This window comes from Streptomyces sp. BBFR25, from assembly GCF_044590125.1.
Taxonomy (GTDB): Bacteria; Actinomycetota; Actinomycetes; order Streptomycetales; family Streptomycetaceae; genus Streptomyces; species Streptomyces canus_D.
The window spans coordinates 3,596,817-3,612,409 of record NZ_CP172447.1 but is presented as its reverse complement, the minus strand read 5'-3'; the positions used below and the strand labels follow the sequence as shown (position 1 = coordinate 3,612,409).

At 72.7% G+C, this 15,593-nt stretch carries 11 protein-coding genes; 6 read left to right on the top strand and 5 right to left on the bottom strand.

Annotation, left to right across the window (positions count from 1 at the left end):
- Nucleotides 1-19: 19 nt before the first annotated feature.
- Complete coding sequence (gene glmU / locus ACGH52_RS16290) at nucleotides 20-1,468, bottom strand: bifunctional UDP-N-acetylglucosamine diphosphorylase/glucosamine-1-phosphate N-acetyltransferase GlmU (RefSeq protein ID WP_121700861.1); 1,449 nt, start codon at nucleotides 1,466-1,468, stop codon at nucleotides 20-22.
- A gap of 379 nt (nucleotides 1,469-1,847) precedes the next feature.
- Here glmU and ACGH52_RS16285 point away from each other — a divergent pair, with 379 nt between their 5' ends.
- On the top strand, nucleotides 1,848-3,167 hold the full coding sequence (locus tag ACGH52_RS16285; protein WP_076974774.1) for a sensor histidine kinase: 1,320 nt from the start codon (nucleotides 1,848-1,850) through the stop codon (nucleotides 3,165-3,167).
- Nucleotides 3,168-3,197: 30 nt separating this feature from the next.
- Here ACGH52_RS16285 and ACGH52_RS16280 read toward each other — a convergent pair whose 3' ends face one another.
- Together ACGH52_RS16280 and ACGH52_RS16275 are read right to left on the bottom strand one after the other, a co-directional pair.
- Entirely contained in the window at nucleotides 3,198-3,695 is a 498-nt protein-coding gene (locus ACGH52_RS16280) for an SUKH-3 domain-containing protein (protein WP_059301198.1), read from the bottom strand.
- 47 nt (nucleotides 3,696-3,742) lie between these two features.
- Nucleotides 3,743-4,273 (bottom strand): YwqJ-related putative deaminase, encoded by a 531-nt coding sequence (locus ACGH52_RS16275; protein ID WP_076974773.1) that lies wholly within the window; start codon nucleotides 4,271-4,273, stop codon nucleotides 3,743-3,745.
- Nucleotides 4,274-4,566: 293 nt separating this feature from the next.
- On the opposite strand from ACGH52_RS16275, the gene ACGH52_RS16270 reads away from it, so the two are divergent.
- From ACGH52_RS16270 to ACGH52_RS16260, 3 genes are all read left to right on the top strand, one after another.
- The gene (locus ACGH52_RS16270) at nucleotides 4,567-5,559 is read left to right on the top strand and encodes an SMI1/KNR4 family protein (protein WP_063124413.1); all 993 of its coding nucleotides are present in this window, start codon (nucleotides 4,567-4,569) and stop codon (nucleotides 5,557-5,559) included.
- Nucleotides 5,560-5,566: 7 nt separating this feature from the next.
- Entirely contained in the window at nucleotides 5,567-8,278 is a 2,712-nt protein-coding gene (locus tag ACGH52_RS16265) for an SUKH-4 family immunity protein (protein ID WP_399940118.1), read from the top strand.
- Nucleotides 8,279-8,467: 189 nt separating this feature from the next.
- On the top strand, nucleotides 8,468-9,358 hold the full coding sequence (locus ACGH52_RS16260; protein WP_399940115.1) for a cellulose-binding protein: 891 nt from the start codon (nucleotides 8,468-8,470) through the stop codon (nucleotides 9,356-9,358).
- Between the two features lie 39 nt (nucleotides 9,359-9,397).
- Here the strand turns inward: ACGH52_RS16260 and ACGH52_RS16255 are convergent, their stop codons facing one another.
- Both ACGH52_RS16255 and ACGH52_RS16250 read right to left on the bottom strand, forming a co-directional pair.
- Nucleotides 9,398-10,978 (bottom strand): cation acetate symporter, encoded by a 1,581-nt coding sequence (locus ACGH52_RS16255; protein ID WP_076974871.1) that lies wholly within the window; start codon nucleotides 10,976-10,978, stop codon nucleotides 9,398-9,400.
- Nucleotides 10,979-11,004: 26 nt separating this feature from the next.
- Nucleotides 11,005-11,412 (bottom strand): DUF485 domain-containing protein, encoded by a 408-nt coding sequence (locus ACGH52_RS16250; RefSeq protein WP_399940112.1) that lies wholly within the window; start codon nucleotides 11,410-11,412, stop codon nucleotides 11,005-11,007.
- A gap of 542 nt (nucleotides 11,413-11,954) precedes the next feature.
- Here ACGH52_RS16250 and ACGH52_RS16245 point away from each other — a divergent pair.
- Both ACGH52_RS16245 and ACGH52_RS16240 read left to right on the top strand, forming a co-directional pair.
- Nucleotides 11,955-12,743: an ABC transporter ATP-binding protein gene (locus ACGH52_RS16245; protein WP_059302126.1), complete on the top strand. Its 789-nt coding sequence runs from the start codon at nucleotides 11,955-11,957 to the stop codon at nucleotides 12,741-12,743.
- Nucleotides 12,740-15,304, top strand: coding sequence for an ABC transporter permease (locus ACGH52_RS16240; protein ID WP_399940108.1), 2,565 nt, complete (start codon nucleotides 12,740-12,742; stop codon nucleotides 15,302-15,304). The genes ACGH52_RS16245 and ACGH52_RS16240 overlap by 4 nt, the downstream gene beginning before the upstream one ends.
- The last annotated feature ends 289 nt before the right edge of the window (nucleotides 15,305-15,593 follow it).

The following is a 15,593-nucleotide window of genomic DNA, read 5'->3' as shown; positions in this document are numbered from 1 at the left end:
TCGACGCGCCGGTTTCCGGTCAGTCTTCGCCGCCCGCTTCGCGGGAGACCGCCTCGGCAGCCTTCGCCGCCGCGCTCCCCGGGCGCTTCCGGGCCACCCAACCCTCGATATTCCGCTGCTGGCCACGGGCCACGGCCAGCGAACCGGGCGGCACGTCCTTCGTGATCACCGAGCCGGCGGCGGTGTAGGCACCGTCCCCGACCGTGACAGGAGCCACAAACATGTTGTCCGAACCCGTACGGCAGTGCGAGCCGATCGTCGTGTGGTGCTTGTCCTGCCCGTCGTAGTTCACGAAGACACTCGCGGCACCGATGTTCGTGAAGTCGCCGACCGTCGCGTCCCCCATGTAGGAGAGGTGCGGGACCTTCGTCCCCTCACCGATCGACGAGTTCTTCGCCTCGACGAACGTACCGATCTTCGACTTGAGTCCGAGCCGGGTACCCGGCCGCAGATACGCGTACGGACCCACGGAGGCCTGCGGACCGACATGGGCGCCGTTGGCGACCGTGTTGTCCACCCGCGCTCCCGCGTCCACCCGGGTGTCCGTGAGCCGGGTGTTCGGCCCGACCTCGCAGCCCTCGGCGAGATGCGTGGCGCCGTGCAGCTGCGTACCCGGGTGGAGGACCACGTCCTGCTCGAACGTCACCGTCACGTCGACCCACGTCGTCGCCGGGTCCACCACGGTCACGCCGGCCAGCATCGCCCCGGTCAGCAGCCGGTCGTTCAGGATCCGGCGCGCCTCGGCCAACTGCACACGGTTGTTGATCCCGGCGATCTCCCGGTGGTCGCCGGCCACCGACGCACCCACCCGGTGCCCCGCCTCGCGCAGGATCCCGAGCACGTCCGTCAGGTACTCCTCGCCCTGGCTGTTGTCCGTGCGCACCTTGCCCAGCGCGTCCGCGAGCAGCTGCCCGTCGAAGGCGAAGACACCCGAGTTGATCTCCCGGATCGCCCGCTGCGACTCGGAGGCGTCCTTGTGCTCGACGATCGCCGTCACGGCACCCGAGGCCCCGTCCCGCACGATCCGGCCGTACCCCGTCGCGTCCGGCACCTCGGCCGTCAGCACGGTGACGGCGTTCCCGTCCCCGGTGTGCGTGGCGGCGAGGGCCTTGAGCGTCTCGCCGGTGAGGAGCGGGGTGTCACCGCAGACGACCACGACGACCCCGTCCACGGCACCGCCCAGCGCCTCGAGGCCCATCCGCACGGCGTGCCCGGTGCCGTTCTGCTGCTCCTGGACGGCGGTGCGTACGTCGGGGGCGACCTCGGCGAGGTGTGCGGTGACCTTCTCGCGGGCGTGCCCGACGACCGCGACCAGGTTCTCGGGGTCCAGCTCACCGGCGGCGGCGAGCACGTGCCCGACGAGGGACCGGCCGCACAGCTCGTGCAGGACCTTGGGTGTGGCCGACTTCATACGGGTGCCCTCACCCGCTGCGAGAACGACGACGGCTGCCGGGCGAATGGCGCTCACGGGATGCCCTTCGGCTGTTGAGGAGGTGGGGACGTCCGCAGGATACCGGGGCGGTTTGTGGGGGACATGAGTGCGGGCCCCGACAGTGATGTCAGGACCCGGAAGTGACAGCTCCCCCATCAGGATTTGAACCTGAACTTAAGGGACCAAAACCCTCAGTGCTGCCTGATTACACCATGGGGGATGAAACTCGACGAAAACGGACGTTCAGTCAGCTCGCCGAGTCGGCACCCAACACTATGCCGTACCAGGTGCCTTCGACGCGACGGTACAGGTCCTCGCGTGATCGGCCGGGGCTCGCCGGGTCGAGGGATATCGCGTCGTATCGTTTGTCGAAAGTCACCGGAAAAGGGGCGCCCCGCGCCCGTAGGCTGGAGGCATGACCACGACGGGGGAAGACCACGTACCGGCCCGGGGTGGGCCTTGGTGGTGGGACAGGCGGCGCGGCGCGGTGCTCGACATGAGCCTCGGTGCCGTGTCCGCGCTGGAATGCGGGGCGGAGGGGATCCCGTTCGCGCGGGACGCCGGGATTCCGCTGGCGATGGGGGTGGCGTTCGGCCTGCTGGCCGGTTCGATGCTGGTGGTGCGGCGGAAGTGGCCGATCGCGGTGGTGCTGGTGGCGATCGCCATCACACCGGCGGAGATGGGCTTCCTGCTGGGCGTCGTCGGCCTGTACACGCTGGCGGCGTGCGAGTTGCCGCGGCGGATCATCGGGGCCCTGGCCGGGATGTCGTTCGCGGGGACGCTGATCGTGACGTTCGTGCGGTTGCGGCAGGACATGGTCGGCGACGGCGTGGACCTGGGGGACTGGTTCTTCGCGTTCGCGGCGATCGGGTCGTCGCTGGGGCTGACCGCGCCGCCCTTGCTGCTGGGTCTGTACGTGGGGCAGCGGCGCCGGTTGATGGAGAGTCTGCGGGAGCGGGCGGACAGCCTGGAGCGTGAGCTGCAACTGCTCGCGGAGCGGGCGGAGGAGCGTGCCCAGTGGGCGCGCAACGAGGAGCGGACGCGGATCGCGCGGGAGATGCACGACGTCGTCGCGCACCGGGTGAGTCTGATGGTGGTGCATGCCGCCGCGCTCCAGGCGGTGGCGCGGAAGGACCCGGAGAAGGCGGTGAAGAACGCGGCCCTGGTGGGGGACATGGGGCGGCAGGCGTTGACGGAGCTGCGGGAGATGCTCGGGGTGCTGCGCAGTGGCGGGGAGGGCGCGCGGGCCGAGCGGGCGTCGGTGCCGTTGGCGGCGGTGGGGGTGGCTGCCGCGGCGGCGGCGTCGCGGGCCGTGGAGGACGGGGAGTCGTCCTCGGAGGGCCCGTGCCTGTCGGAGCTGGACGAGCTGATCGGGCAGTCGGAGGCGGCCGGGATGGTCGTGGACCTGTCGGTGGAGGGGGACGCGCGGCTGTATGCGGCGGAGGTGGAGTCGACGGCGTTCCGGGTGGTGCAGGAGGCGCTGACGAACGTGCACAAGCATGCGGCGGGCGCGAAGACGTACGTACGGCTGGCGCACCGGGTGTCGGAGATCGCGATGCAGGTGGAGAACGAACCGCCGCCGGTGGCCTCGGCGGCGTCGTCGGCGCGCTTGCCCTCGGGGGGCAACGGGCTGGTGGGAATGAAGGAGCGGGTGGCCGCTCTGGGGGGTGTGTTCGTGTCGGGGCCGACCGACGCGGGGGGCTTCCGGGTGTCGGCGGTGATTCCGGCCTCGTAGCCGCGCCGTCCTGCCGTCCTGCCCGCCGCGTCAGCCGGTGGTGGTGAGGCGGGTCGGCTGGGTGCCGACGACGAGGGTGGCGAGGGCGGTGTCGATGGTGGGGCCGAGGTACCAGTCGCCGGTGTGGTCGAGGGCGTAGACGCGGCCTTCGGCGTCGATGGCGAGGAGGGCCTGGCTGTCGGTCTCGGTGCCGAGGGGGCAGGTCTGGGTGTCGAGGGCGCGGCCGAGGTCGCCGAGGGTGCGGGCCATGTGGAGGCCGTGCAGGGGGTCGAGGTGCAAGGTGGCGGGGGCGATCTGGCGGCCAGGCCCGGTGGGCGCGATGTGCAGGCCGCCGAATTCCGCCCAGGCCTCGACGGCGGCGGGGAACACGGTGTGGCGGTGTCCCGCGGGTGAGGCGTGTTCGCGCAGGGTGTCGGCCCAGATCTCGGCCTGTTTGATGTCCCAGCGCCCCGGTTGCCAGCCGGCGTCGCGCAGGGCGGCGTCGACGGGGACGGGGAAGCGGGTGGTGGAGGTGCGGTCGGCTTGCATCGGCCCTTGGTTCGTCTCGGTCGGCTGGTTCGGCTCGATCTGCTCCGTCAGTCCTTCTCCGTCGTGGGGTCGACGACGCGGACGCCGAAGTGGGCGCTGAGGGCGGTGCAGGCGCGGCAGGGCGCGGCGAAGGCGCCGTGGAGGGGGTCGCCGTCCTCGCGGATGCGGCGGGTGGTGAGTTTGGCGTGTTTGAGCGCTTTGCGGGCTTCGCCGTTGGTCATGGGTTTTCGTGCGGCGCGTTTGCTGCGGGTGGCGTCGGCGGTGGCCAGGTGACGCGAGATGAGGATCGTCTCGGCGCAGCGGCCGGTGTAGCGGTCCCGTTGGCCGCTGGTGAGGGTGTCGAGGAAGTCCTGTACGAGGTGGTGCAGCGCGGGGGGCGTGTCGGCGCGCGTCGCGGTGCCGGTGAGGGTGGTGCCGCGTACGGAGAGGGCGGCGGCGACGGTCGGGAGTATGCCGTCGCGGCGGTGCCGGAGGGTGGGGGTCCGGTGGGCGTCGGCGCTGCTCCAGCCGATGCGGGGGTCGCCGCCGCGGGGGTCGTCGGACCGCCCGGTGTCGGGTCCCGTCTGTGTCGCACTCATGATCGTCTTCCCCTCCTGAGCATCCCCCCGAAGGTCACAGAGTGCCAAATCCGGTGGCTGCTGGGGAAGCTGGGGCGGGGTGACACGCCCGGGTATGGGCGGTGGGTCACGGAAGGGTGACGGCTGGTCACGGAAGCGGAGGTGCGGGTGTCGGGTGCGGGGGTCCGGTGCCGGTGACCCCTCTTGCCGTACCGCATAGGCTGTCGGCACCGCGCTCGTACGCGGTGTACCCAGACAGTGCAGGCAGATCAGACGGATCTGGCAGCAGACAGACGCCGCAGGGGGCAACCGCCATGACGACAGGTCGGCTCGGGCAAGCAGCCGCGCCGCCGAACGCGGCCTACGCCGGGCAGGTCGTGCATTTCCCGGATCCGGTGCGGGCGGCCCGTCACCCGAGAGGGGTACGGGTGGACGCGGGTGGTTACCCCGACTTCTCGCCGTACGCGCGTGCGGTCGCGGAGATCGCGGATCCGCCGGAGGGGTTCGGGGTCGACGAGTTGCGGCTGACGGACTACGTGTCGGCGAACGCGGCTCTGGCGGCGTCCGGGCACGAGCTGTGGGACACGGTTCCCGCGGTGGCGACGCCGCACGGCTGGACCTGGCACCACGTGGCGGGCGCGCGGCGGATGGAGCTGGTCCCGGTCGAGGTGAAGGCGCTGCTGCGGCACCACGGTGGGATCTCGACGGCCGCGGTGGACCAGGGCAAGCGCGGCACGCGGCCGTTGCAGGAGACGCGCCCGGCGCACTTCGGTCTGCCGAAGTCGGGGGTGGCCGTCACGGAGCAGCAGGTGCAGGGCGTCGAGGAGGACCTCGGATACCGGCTGCCGGGTGCGTACCGGTCGTTCCTGAAGGCAGCGGGCGGCTGCGCGCCGGTGGGCACGGCGCTCGACGCGGAGCTGGGACTGCTGGTGGACCAGCCGTTCTTCACGGTGCGTGAGGAGGCGGCGGTCAACGACCTGGTCTATGTGAACAAGTGTCTGCGGGACCACCTGACGAAGGACTATCTGGGCGTCGCGTTCGTCCAGGGCGGCCTGCTCGCCGTGAAGGTGAAGGGCGAGCGGATCGGTTCGGTGTGGTTCTGCGCTTATGACGACGTGCGCGACGTGGACCCGTCGTGGCCGCCGGCGGACCGCGTGGAGCGGCTGCTGCTGCCGTGCGGCGAGGACTTCGACGCGTTCCTGTCGCGGCTGGCGGGGTCCCCGCCGGAGCTGGAGACGGTGGCGAACCTGATGGTGGACGGCGGTTTCGCGCGTGCGGTGCCCGTGTCGGCGTCGGTAGGGGAGTGAGCTGACGATGGTGACGTTCGCGCAGGCGCAGGAGCGCGCGGAGGAGTGGGTCAACGGCGAGTTGCCGGCGTACCAGCACCGTGAGGTGCGGGTACGGGAGTTCGACCTCGGGTTCGTGATGTGGGCCGAGGACCGTGTGGACGGCCCGCGTTCGGACGGGGGTGCGCAGCGGCTGGTGATCGCCCGGGACAGCGGCGAGGCGACGTTGTGGCCCGCGCTTCCGGTGGGCGAGGTGATCCGCCGGTACGAGGAGGAGTACGGCCGTCCCGACGAGGCGGAGGCGGCGGCTCCGGCGCCCGCGGCGCGGGTGGACCTGAACCAGACGTCGTTCTTGCTGAGTCCGCCGGAGTGGTTGCAGGAGGCGGCGGACCGGATCGGCATTCCGGATCGGCGACGGGGCGACCAGGAGGGCGGTGGCACCGGGAGCGCCGGAGGCGCCGGGGGCGCGTTGCCCGAGACGCAGGCCGGGGTGCCGTCGGCGCCCGCGTCGGCGTCTCCGTCCGCCTCGGCGGGCGGCTCGTCCGGGAGCGGTGCCGGGTGGCCGGCCGCGGGTGCTGGGTCGCGTGCCGGTGGGTCCGGCGCGGGTGCGTCCGGTGCGCCGGGTGCGCAGAGCGCGCCGAGCGCGCCTGCCGGGGCGACGCCCTGGGCGGGGACGGACACCAACGCGGACGCCGGTGAGGACCGTTCCGTACCGCTGCCCCAGACCGTGTTCGCGCCGCCGTTGAGCGGTGCTGACGACGACACACCGCCGCCGTCCACGACGCCGGACGCCAAGACGGCGCTGATGTCGGGCGGCAGCCAGCTTCCGCGGACGACGCTCGCGCCGGCCATCGGCGACCCGAACACGCCCGGTGCTCCCGGTGCTCCCGGTGCGCCCGCTGGTACGGGCACGCCGCCGCCTGCGGCCGCGGCGCCGCCCGCCGGTCCCGCCACGCCGCCCCGGCCGCTCGCGTCGAACGCAGGGGACATCGCCGACGCCGCGACCAGCAAGGCGACGCCTCCGCCCCGCCGTGGCGGCGGCGCTTCCACGCCGCCTCCGCCGAGCGCCCCGGGTGTGCCGGGTGTGCCGGGTGCGGGTCCGGCGGGCCCGCCCGCGCCGTCGGGGACGCCCGCGCCGGGTACGCCGGCGGGGGGCTACGTGCCGACGCAGTTGGTGTCGTCGCTCGGTCCCGAGGGCCCGGGCGGCCCCGGCACGCCGCCCCCGCCCAGCACCCCGGGCACGCCGCCGCCCCCGCCCCACGCGCCGCAGTCTCCGGCCGGTGCGGGCGCGCCGGGTACGCCGCCCCCGCCGAGCGCGCCCGGTGCGCCGGGTGGGACGCCGCCGGGCGGGGTGCATCACGCCGCCACGATGCTGGCCGACCCGGGCCGGACGGGCGGCGGCGCCCCGCAGCCTCCCGGTCCCCCCGGTCCCCCCGGTCCGCCCAATCCCCCTGGCCCGCCCGGGCCCCCCGCCGCTCCGGGTGCGCCCGGTGCTCCGGGTGCCCCCGGCGTGCCGTCCGGTCCCGGTGCGCCGCCGCCTCCCCCGGCCGCTCCCGGTGCGCCGGGCGCGCAGGGTTCCGCGGGAGGCGCGGGCGGTGCCGTGCACCACGCGCAGACCGTGCTGGCCTCGCCCTCGGTGGGCGGTCCCGGCGGCGTCGGTGCGCCGCCGCCCCCGCCCCCGCCGCCGGGTGCCGTACCGCCGCCGCCCGGGCAGCCCGTACCCGGTCCGCCGCAGGCGTACGGCTATCCGCCGCAGCCCACCGGTCAGCCGACCGTCGGCCCCGGCTACCAGGCCGTCCTGCGCTACCGCGCCCAGGACGGTTCCGAGCAACAGCTGATCCGGCGTTCCGCGCCGGGGACGCCGCACCCGGAGTGGCAGATCTTCCATGAGCTGCGGTCCATGAACGTGCCGCCGGACCAGGTGCTGGAGCTGCACACCGAGCTGGAGTCCTGCGAACTGCCGGGCGCGTACTGCGCGCGGATGATCCGGGAGCAGTGGCCGCAGGCGCGGATCACCTCGATCGCGCCGTACGGGCTGGACCACGCGAGCCGGCAGCAGGGCATGCGGCAGCTGCTGGCGCACCAGGGCGAGCTGCACCAGGTGGCCGACGGGCCCGCGCGGCCGGCGCCGGTGCGTGCTCCGCTGCCGCAGGTGCAGCCGGTGCCGCCGGTTCCGCCGGAGGCCATCGGGCAGGAGCTGGCCGGTGCGTTCGGCCCGGGGGTCTTCCGGTTCGAGCAGGCCGCGGTGTCCCGGCAGGGTGTGCCGCCGGTCGTGGCGCACACGCTGGTGGCCGCGGGCCTGCCGATGGACATGGGCCCGTTCTTCTGGGCGCAGGCCCAGCCGGGGCGCCCGGTGCCGACGCTGGCGGAGCTGGCGGCCGAGCGCGGGGTGCAGCCGGCCTCGGACGCGGGGTCGTACCTCGTCGTGGGCAGCGACTTCGGCCGGGCGATCTGTGTGCAGTACGGGACCGCTGCCATCGTGGCGGTTCCGGTGGAGGCGGGTCCGGGCGGTGCGCCCGTGCCCCCGCAGTTCGTGAACACGGGGCTGCCGGAGTTCGCCCGCTGCCTGGCGCTGCTGGGCCGGATGTGGCGGCTCAGGTTCGGTCTGAACCAGGAGCAGGCGGGCCGCTGGACGGTCGACTTCCAGGCGCAGTTGGCCGCGCTGGACCCGGCGGCGCTCGGGTCGCCGGAGAGCTGGTGGTCCGTGCTGCTGGAGCAGATGTGGGACGGGCTGCTGTGAGGCGTGCGCGCCGCTGACGTACCCGACGGGCGGGGCCCGGTCGACGTGTGAGTCGACCGGGCCCCGCCCGTTTGTGTGCGGTGTGTCGGATTATGTGGGCTTACGTCTGATCCATAAAGTCGGTCAGGTCCATGTGATGCGGCAGATTCACCACGCGCGTGACGCGAAGGTGATTCAGGGGTGATGAGCGTGAGCGGTGCATCGGCTTCCCCCCACGGTTTCGTGACCGTACGCGGGCGCGAGCGCGGTTACCGGCCCGAGCAGGTGGAGGCGTACGCCGCGGCCCTCTCCGAGGAGCGCGACGCGGCCTGGGAGCGGGCCGCCCGGCTCACCGTGCTGGCCAGGGAGATGGAGGAGGACCTGGGGGACCTGGAGGAGGTGGTCGCCCGTCTTGCCCCGCAGGACTACGAGGTGCTGGGGGAGCGCGCGCGAGACCTGTTCCGGCTCGGCGAGGAGGAGGCCGAGGCGGTACGGGAGCGGGCGGGCGGTGCCGCGGAGGGGCTGGTGGAGGACGCGCGGGCGTACGCGGCCGGGGTGCGAGAGGCGGCCCGGGCGCATGCCGACGCCGTACGCGCCGAGGCCGACGAACGGGCCAGGCAGCGGCTGCTCGCGGCGCGCGCGGAAGCCGACGAGGCGCGGATCGAGGCGCGGCGCGAGGTGAAGGCGGGGCGCGCGGAGGCGTTGTCCGCGTTGCGCGAGATGCGCAGGCGCAGCGCCGGGGCGGCCGCCGAGCAGAGCAGGGAGCTGGCCGAGCGGTGGGCCGAGGCCGAGCGGGCGGAGGAGGAGCGTGCGCGGGCCCTGGACGCCCGGTACGAGGAGTTGGTGGCGCGCGCGGAGGCGGGAGTGCGCGACGCCGAGCAGGAGTTGGCGGCTGCCGGTCAGGCGGCCGAGCGGCGGCAGGAGGAGGCCCGGGCCCGGGCGGCCGAGCTGGTCGCCGAGGCCCGGGCGTGCAGCGAGCGCATCGCCCGCGACACGGAACGGGTGCTGCGCGAGCACGGCGAGCGGTGGGACGAACTCCAGGCCCACATGGCCTCCGTACGGAGCAATCTCAGCTCGCTGACGGGGCGTGCGGTGGAGTGACCTCCGGGGGTTGTGTGGCCGGCCGTGCCCGCGCCGCGGTCAGTCGCCCCTGCGGACCGCGCCCGCCAGGATCCAGCCCTCCACCGCCTCGTAGTGCCGGCGCTGCTCCTGCGCCTTGCGTCGGCCGGAGAGCATCGTGCCGAGCCAGCCGCAGGCGAAGCCCAGCGGGATCGAGACCAGGCCCGTCGTGGTGAACGGGAACCAGTTGAAGTCGGCCTCGGGGAAGGCGGAGACCGGGGAGCCGGAGACGAGGTTGGTGCCCGGCATCAGCAGCAGCACGGCCAGTGAGCCCCCGATCAGGGTGCTCAGCATCCCGGCGCGTGTGTAGCGGCGCCAGAAGAGGCCGTAGACCAGGGCGGGGGCGATGGCCGAGGCGCCCAGGCAGAAGGACAGGGTCACCAGCGGCTGGAGGCTGCGGTGCTGGACGAGGGTGGCCAGGACGATCGCGGGGACGCCGACGGCCAGGGCGCAGACGCGGGCGAGGGTCATCTCGCGGCGCGGTGACATCTCCTGGACGCGGGCGGCGAAGATGTCGTGGGCCAGGGAGTTGGCGCAGGCGAGGATCATGCCGCCGACGGAGGCGAGCAGGGTGAGGAAGACGGCCGTGGTGACGGTCGTGAACAGGAACGTTTCCGCGGCGGAGACCTGCGCGCCGAAGGCCGCCTGCGAGCCCAGCAGGTAGGCGGTGTTGCCCTGCGGGTCGATCCCGGCGATGACGGACCGCCCCACGAGCGCCGTCGCGCCGAAGCCGATCACCGTGACGACCAGCACGAACAGCGCCACGGAGGAGACCGCCCAGGACATCGAGCGGCGCACCTGGCGGGCGGAGGAGGCGGTGTACATGCGCATGGTGACGTGCGGGAGGCAGGCGCCGCCCAGGACGACGGTGAGCTGCGCGGAGATCATGTCCGCGTCGGGGTGCGGCCCGCCCGCGAACTGGAGCCCGGAGTCCAGGAACGCCGCTCCCGCGCCGCTGTTGTCCGCCGCCGCGTCGAACAGCGCGCCCGGGTCCCAGTCGAAGCGGTGCAGGATCAGCGCGGCGACCACGAGGCCCGAGCCCAGCAGCATCACGATCTTGAGGATCTGGATGAGGGCGGTGCCCTTCATGCCGCCGATCGCCGCGTACCCGATCATCAGCACGCCCAGGCCGATGATGCAGCCGGTCTCCAGCGCCTCGCCGGAGAAACCGAGGACGAACGCGAGCAGTTGGCCGGTGCCCGCGAGCTGCACCAGCATCAGCGGCAGCAGCGCCGCGAGGGTCACGGCGCAGGCCGTCATGCGCACGCCGCGCCCCGGCATCCGGCGGGCGAGCGCGTCGCCCATCGTGAACCGGCCCGCGTTGCGCAGCGGTTCGGCCAGCAGGAACATCAGCAGCATCAGGGACAGCGCGGTGCTGAGCGCCAGCACGACGCCGTCGTGGCCGAAGAGGGCGATGACTCCGCCCGTGCCGAGCACGGAGGCCGCCGAGATGTAGTCGCCGGCGATCGCGAGGCCGTTGCGCATGGGGGACAGGGAGCCGTACCCGGTGTAGAACTCGTCGAGGTCGTCCCGGTCGGGGCCGGTCATCACGCACAGCAGCAGGGTGACGGTGGCGACGGCGGTGAAGCCGACCAGGGACATCGTCTGGGCGTTGCCGCTGAACTCCGTCACCGCCCCGCCCCCCGCCGGGCGTCCAGTGCGGCCTCCTTGCGGATGCGGTCCGCGAGCGGGTCGACGCGGCGCCGGGCGGTGTACTCGTAGAGCCCGATCGCCAGCCACATGACGGGGAGTTGGGCCAGGGCGAGCAGCAGCCCGGTGGGTAGCCCGGCGACGGCGGTGCCGGTCATCAGCCCGGGCGCGTACGCGGACAGGACCAGGAACAGCGTGAAGTAGCCGAGCGCGGTGAGCGTCGCGGTGCGCCGCTGCCAGCGGTAGGCGCCGCGCAGGATCCGCAGGTCGCTGTGGTGCCCCAGCGGGTCGCGGCGGGGCGCGCGGTGGGCGGGGCGGGGGTGCGGGGCGTAGGGCGGGGGTGGTGGCGGGCGGTGCTGGTACGACGGGGACGGGTCGTAGGTCATCCCGGTTCTCCTTGCGCGGCTTGGGTCCGAGCGGTGGACCGCAGGAGGTGGGGGGTGGGGAGCCACGCACGTTACTCGCGGGTTGGGCGGCACGCTGCGTTTTGGCCGAACTGATCGGTCGGTATGTGCCGGGCCCGTGTTTCCGCCGCTTCCGCTCGCCCGGACGCCTTGCCCCTGACGTCGCGTGAGGATGGACACTCGGTGCGTCCCAAGGTGGAGGACGACCCCGAGACCCGCTCCACCGAGGGGTGGACTGCCCCTAGGGGTACCTCCGTACTACGGGTCGGGGAGGGTTCGTACCGACGGAGGACGAGAAGGGCCCGGCGGCGTCCTTAATCTGGCTTTACGCCGCTGGGGGGCGGTGAACCGGACCCGCGGGGGTGGGGTTTTCCCCAGTAGAAGACTGCGCTGAACACCAGCGCGGTCGACCCCCGGCTCCGGACAGACTCTTCGAGACGGCAACGCGGCGCCCGCACGACACCACACACCAGGACGGTCGCGGCACCGGCGGCTCACTCGATGACCGACATAGGAGACTTGACATGACATCGGCCGTAAGTATTCCCACGCACGGGAGCACTGGAGGGCGTACGGCCGTTGCCGCGCGAGCGCGGCAGGTCGTGAAGGCCTACGGATCGGGCGAGACCCGGGTGGTCGCCCTCGACCACGTGGACGTGGACGTCGCACGCGGCCAGTTCACCGCGATCATGGGCCCCTCGGGGTCCGGCAAGTCCACGCTGATGCACTGCCTGGCCGGGCTGGACACCGTGACCAGCGGGCAGATCTACCTCGACGAGACCGAGATCACCGGTCTGAAGGACAAAAAGCTCACGCAGCTGCGCCGGGACCGGATCGGCTTCATCTTCCAGGCGTTCAACCTGCTCCCGACGCTCAACGCGATCGAGAACATCACGCTGCCCATGGACATCGCCGGTCGCAAGTACGACCGCGCGTGGCTGGACCGCGTCGTGGAGACCGTGGGGCTCGCCGGGCGGCTCAAGCACCGGCCCACCCAGCTCTCCGGCGGCCAGCAGCAGCGGGTCGCGGTGGCGCGGGCCCTCGCCGCCCGCCCCGAGATCATCTTCGGTGACGAGCCGACCGGAAACCTGGACTCCCGCGCGGGCGCCGAAGTGCTCGGCTTCCTGCGCCGCTCGGTCACCGAACTGGGCCAGACCATCGTGATGGTCACCCACGACCCGGTGGCCGCCGGCTACGCGGACCGGGTGCTGTACCTCGCGGACGGCCGGATCGTGGACGAGATGTATCAGCCCACCGCCGAAGCCGTCCTCGACCGCATGAAGGACTTCGACGCCCGGGGGCGCACGTCATGACCGTCGTGAAGACCTCGATGCGCAACTTCTTCGCGCACAAGGGCCGCATGGCGCTCTCGGCGGTGGCGGTGCTGCTGTCGGTGGCGTTCGTGTGCGGCACCCTGGTGTTCACCGACACGATGAACACCACCTTCGACAAGCTCTTCGCCACCACCTCGTCGGACGTGACGGTCGCCCCGAAGGACGCCGAGGCCGAGGACACCCCGCAGAACGGGGTGCCCGAGTCGCTGCCGGCGTCCACGCTGGAGAAGATCCGCTCGGTCGACGGCGTGCAGTCCGTCGAGGGCGCGGTCGCCTCCATGAACGTGACCGTCGTCAACGCGGACAACGACAACGTGGGAGCCACCAGCGGCGCCCCGACCATCGCCGGGAACTGGACCAGGAACGACCTGCGGTCCATGGAGATCACCGCGGGCCACGCCCCGCGCGGCCCGACCGAGACGATGGTCGACTCCGACACCGCCGACAAGCACGACCTGAAGATCGGCGACGAGCTGCGCACCATCGCGCAGACCGGTGACTTCAAGGCGAAGATCGTCGGCATCGCCTCCTTCACCGTCACCAACCCCGGTGCCGCGGTCGTCTACTTCGACACCCCCACCGCCCAGCGTGAACTGCTCGGCGGCGCGGACCGGTTCAGCCAGTTCAACGTCACCGCCACCGACGGTGTCACCGACGCGCAGCTCAAGCAGAACGTCTCCGGCGCGCTGGGCGACACGTTCAAGATCCAGACGGCCAAGGAGGCGTCGGACGAAGGCCGCGAGGACGTCGGCGAGTTCATGGACGTCATCAAGTACGCCATGCTCGGCTTCGCCGGGATCGCGTTCCTGGTCGGCATCTTCCTGATCATCAACACCTTCTCCATGCTGGTCGCCCAGCGCACCCGCGAGATCGGCCTGATGCGGGCCATCGGCTCCTCCCGCCGACAGGTCAACCGCTCGGTGCTGGTCGAGGCGCTCCTCCTCGGCATCGTCGGTTCGATCCTCGGCGTCGCGGCCGGTGTCGGCATCGCCATCGGCCTGATGAAGCTGATGTCGGCGGCGGGCATGAACCTGTCCACCGACGACCTGACCATCAAGACGGCTACCCCGGTGATCGGCCTCATCCTCGGCGTCGTGGTCACCGTCCTGGCTGCCTACCTGCCCGCCCGCCGGGCCGGCAAGATCTCCCCGATGGCCGCCCTGCGCGACGCAGGCACCCCGGCCGACGGCAAGGCCGGCTGGATACGCGGCCTGATCGGCCTGGTGCTCACCGGCTCCGGCGTCGCCGCCCTGCTCACGGCCGCCTCCGCCGACAAGGCGAGCGACGGTTCCCTGATGCTCGGCGCGGGCATCGTGCTCTCCCTCATCGGCTTCGTCGTCATCGGCCCGCTCCTGGCCGGGTTCGTGGTGCGGGTGATCAGCGCGGTGCTGCTGCGCGCCTTCGGCCCCGTGGGCCGCCTGGCCGAGCGCAACGCCCTGCGCAACCCGCGCCGGACCGGTGCCACCGGCGCCGCCCTGATGATCGGCCTCGCCCTGGTGGCCTGCCTGTCCGTCGTCGGCTCCTCCATGGTCGCCTCGGCCACCAGCGAGCTGGACAAGACGGTCGGCGCGGACTTCATCGTCCAGGGCAACCAGCGGATCGTGCCGCAGGCCGAGAAGGCCATGACCGACACGCCCGGCCTGGAGCACGTCACCCGCTACAAGATGCTCGACGCCACGCTGACCTCGCCCGACGGCAAGACGGACGACGACGGCGTCACGGCCGCCGACCCGACCTACGCCGAGGACGTGCGCCGCGTGACGACGGAGGGCAAGCTCTCCGCGGCCTACGGCACCGACGCCATGTCGGTCGGCTCGGAGTACGCGGAGAAGCACGGCGTGCACGTCGGCGACACCCTCTCCGTGGCCTTCAAGGGCGGCGAGACCGCCAAGCTCAAGGTAGCGGCGATCACCAGCGACGACGTGGCCATCGACCAGGGCGCCCGGTACATCAGCATCGAGACCATGCGGAAGTACCTGCCGGCCGAGAACGTCCCGCCGAACACGATCATGTTCGCCAAGGCGGAGGACGGCCAGTCCGACCAGGCGTACGCCGCGCTGAAGAAGTCGCTGGACGCCTACCCGCAGTACCAGGTGGCCGACCAGACCGACTACAAGCAGGAGCTGAAGGACCAGATCGGCCAGCTGCTGAACATGGTCTACGGCCTGCTCGCCCTCGCGATCATCGTCGCGGTCCTCGGTGTGGTGAACACCCTGGCGCTGTCGGTGGTGGAGCGGACCCGGGAGATCGGCCTGATGCGGGCCATCGGCCTCTCCCGCCGCCAGCTGCGCCGCATGATCCGCATGGAGTCCGTGGTCATCGCCCTGTTCGGTGCCCTGCTCGGCCTCGGCCTGGGCATGGGCTGGGGCGCCACGGCTCAGAGGCTGCTCGCCCTGGAGGGCCTGAACGTCCTCGACATCCCCTGGCCGACGATCATCGGGGTCTTCATCGGCTCGGCCTTCGTGGGCCTGTTCGCCGCACTGGTCCCGGCCTTCCGGGCGGGCCGCATGAACGTCCTGAACGCCATCGCGACGGAGTAGCACCCGACCCGAGAACCACCGCACACGGGGGTTGCGGGGGGAGAGCCCGGCGCCGACGTCCCAGGGGGACGGAGGCGCCGGGCCTCTTTCGGGTCACTTCTTGGCCTACCGAGTCGGGTAGTGGGTGGGCACAGGCCCGGGGGTCCAGGGGGCGGAGCCCCCTGGTACGTCCACGGCGGGGCCGACCCGCCACTTACCCGGCGTCATCCACAGCCCCGGCGCCGCCGACCAGACCGACGTAACCTGGACACCCCCGACCCTCACCGAGTCGGGCTACTCGTGTTGCCCC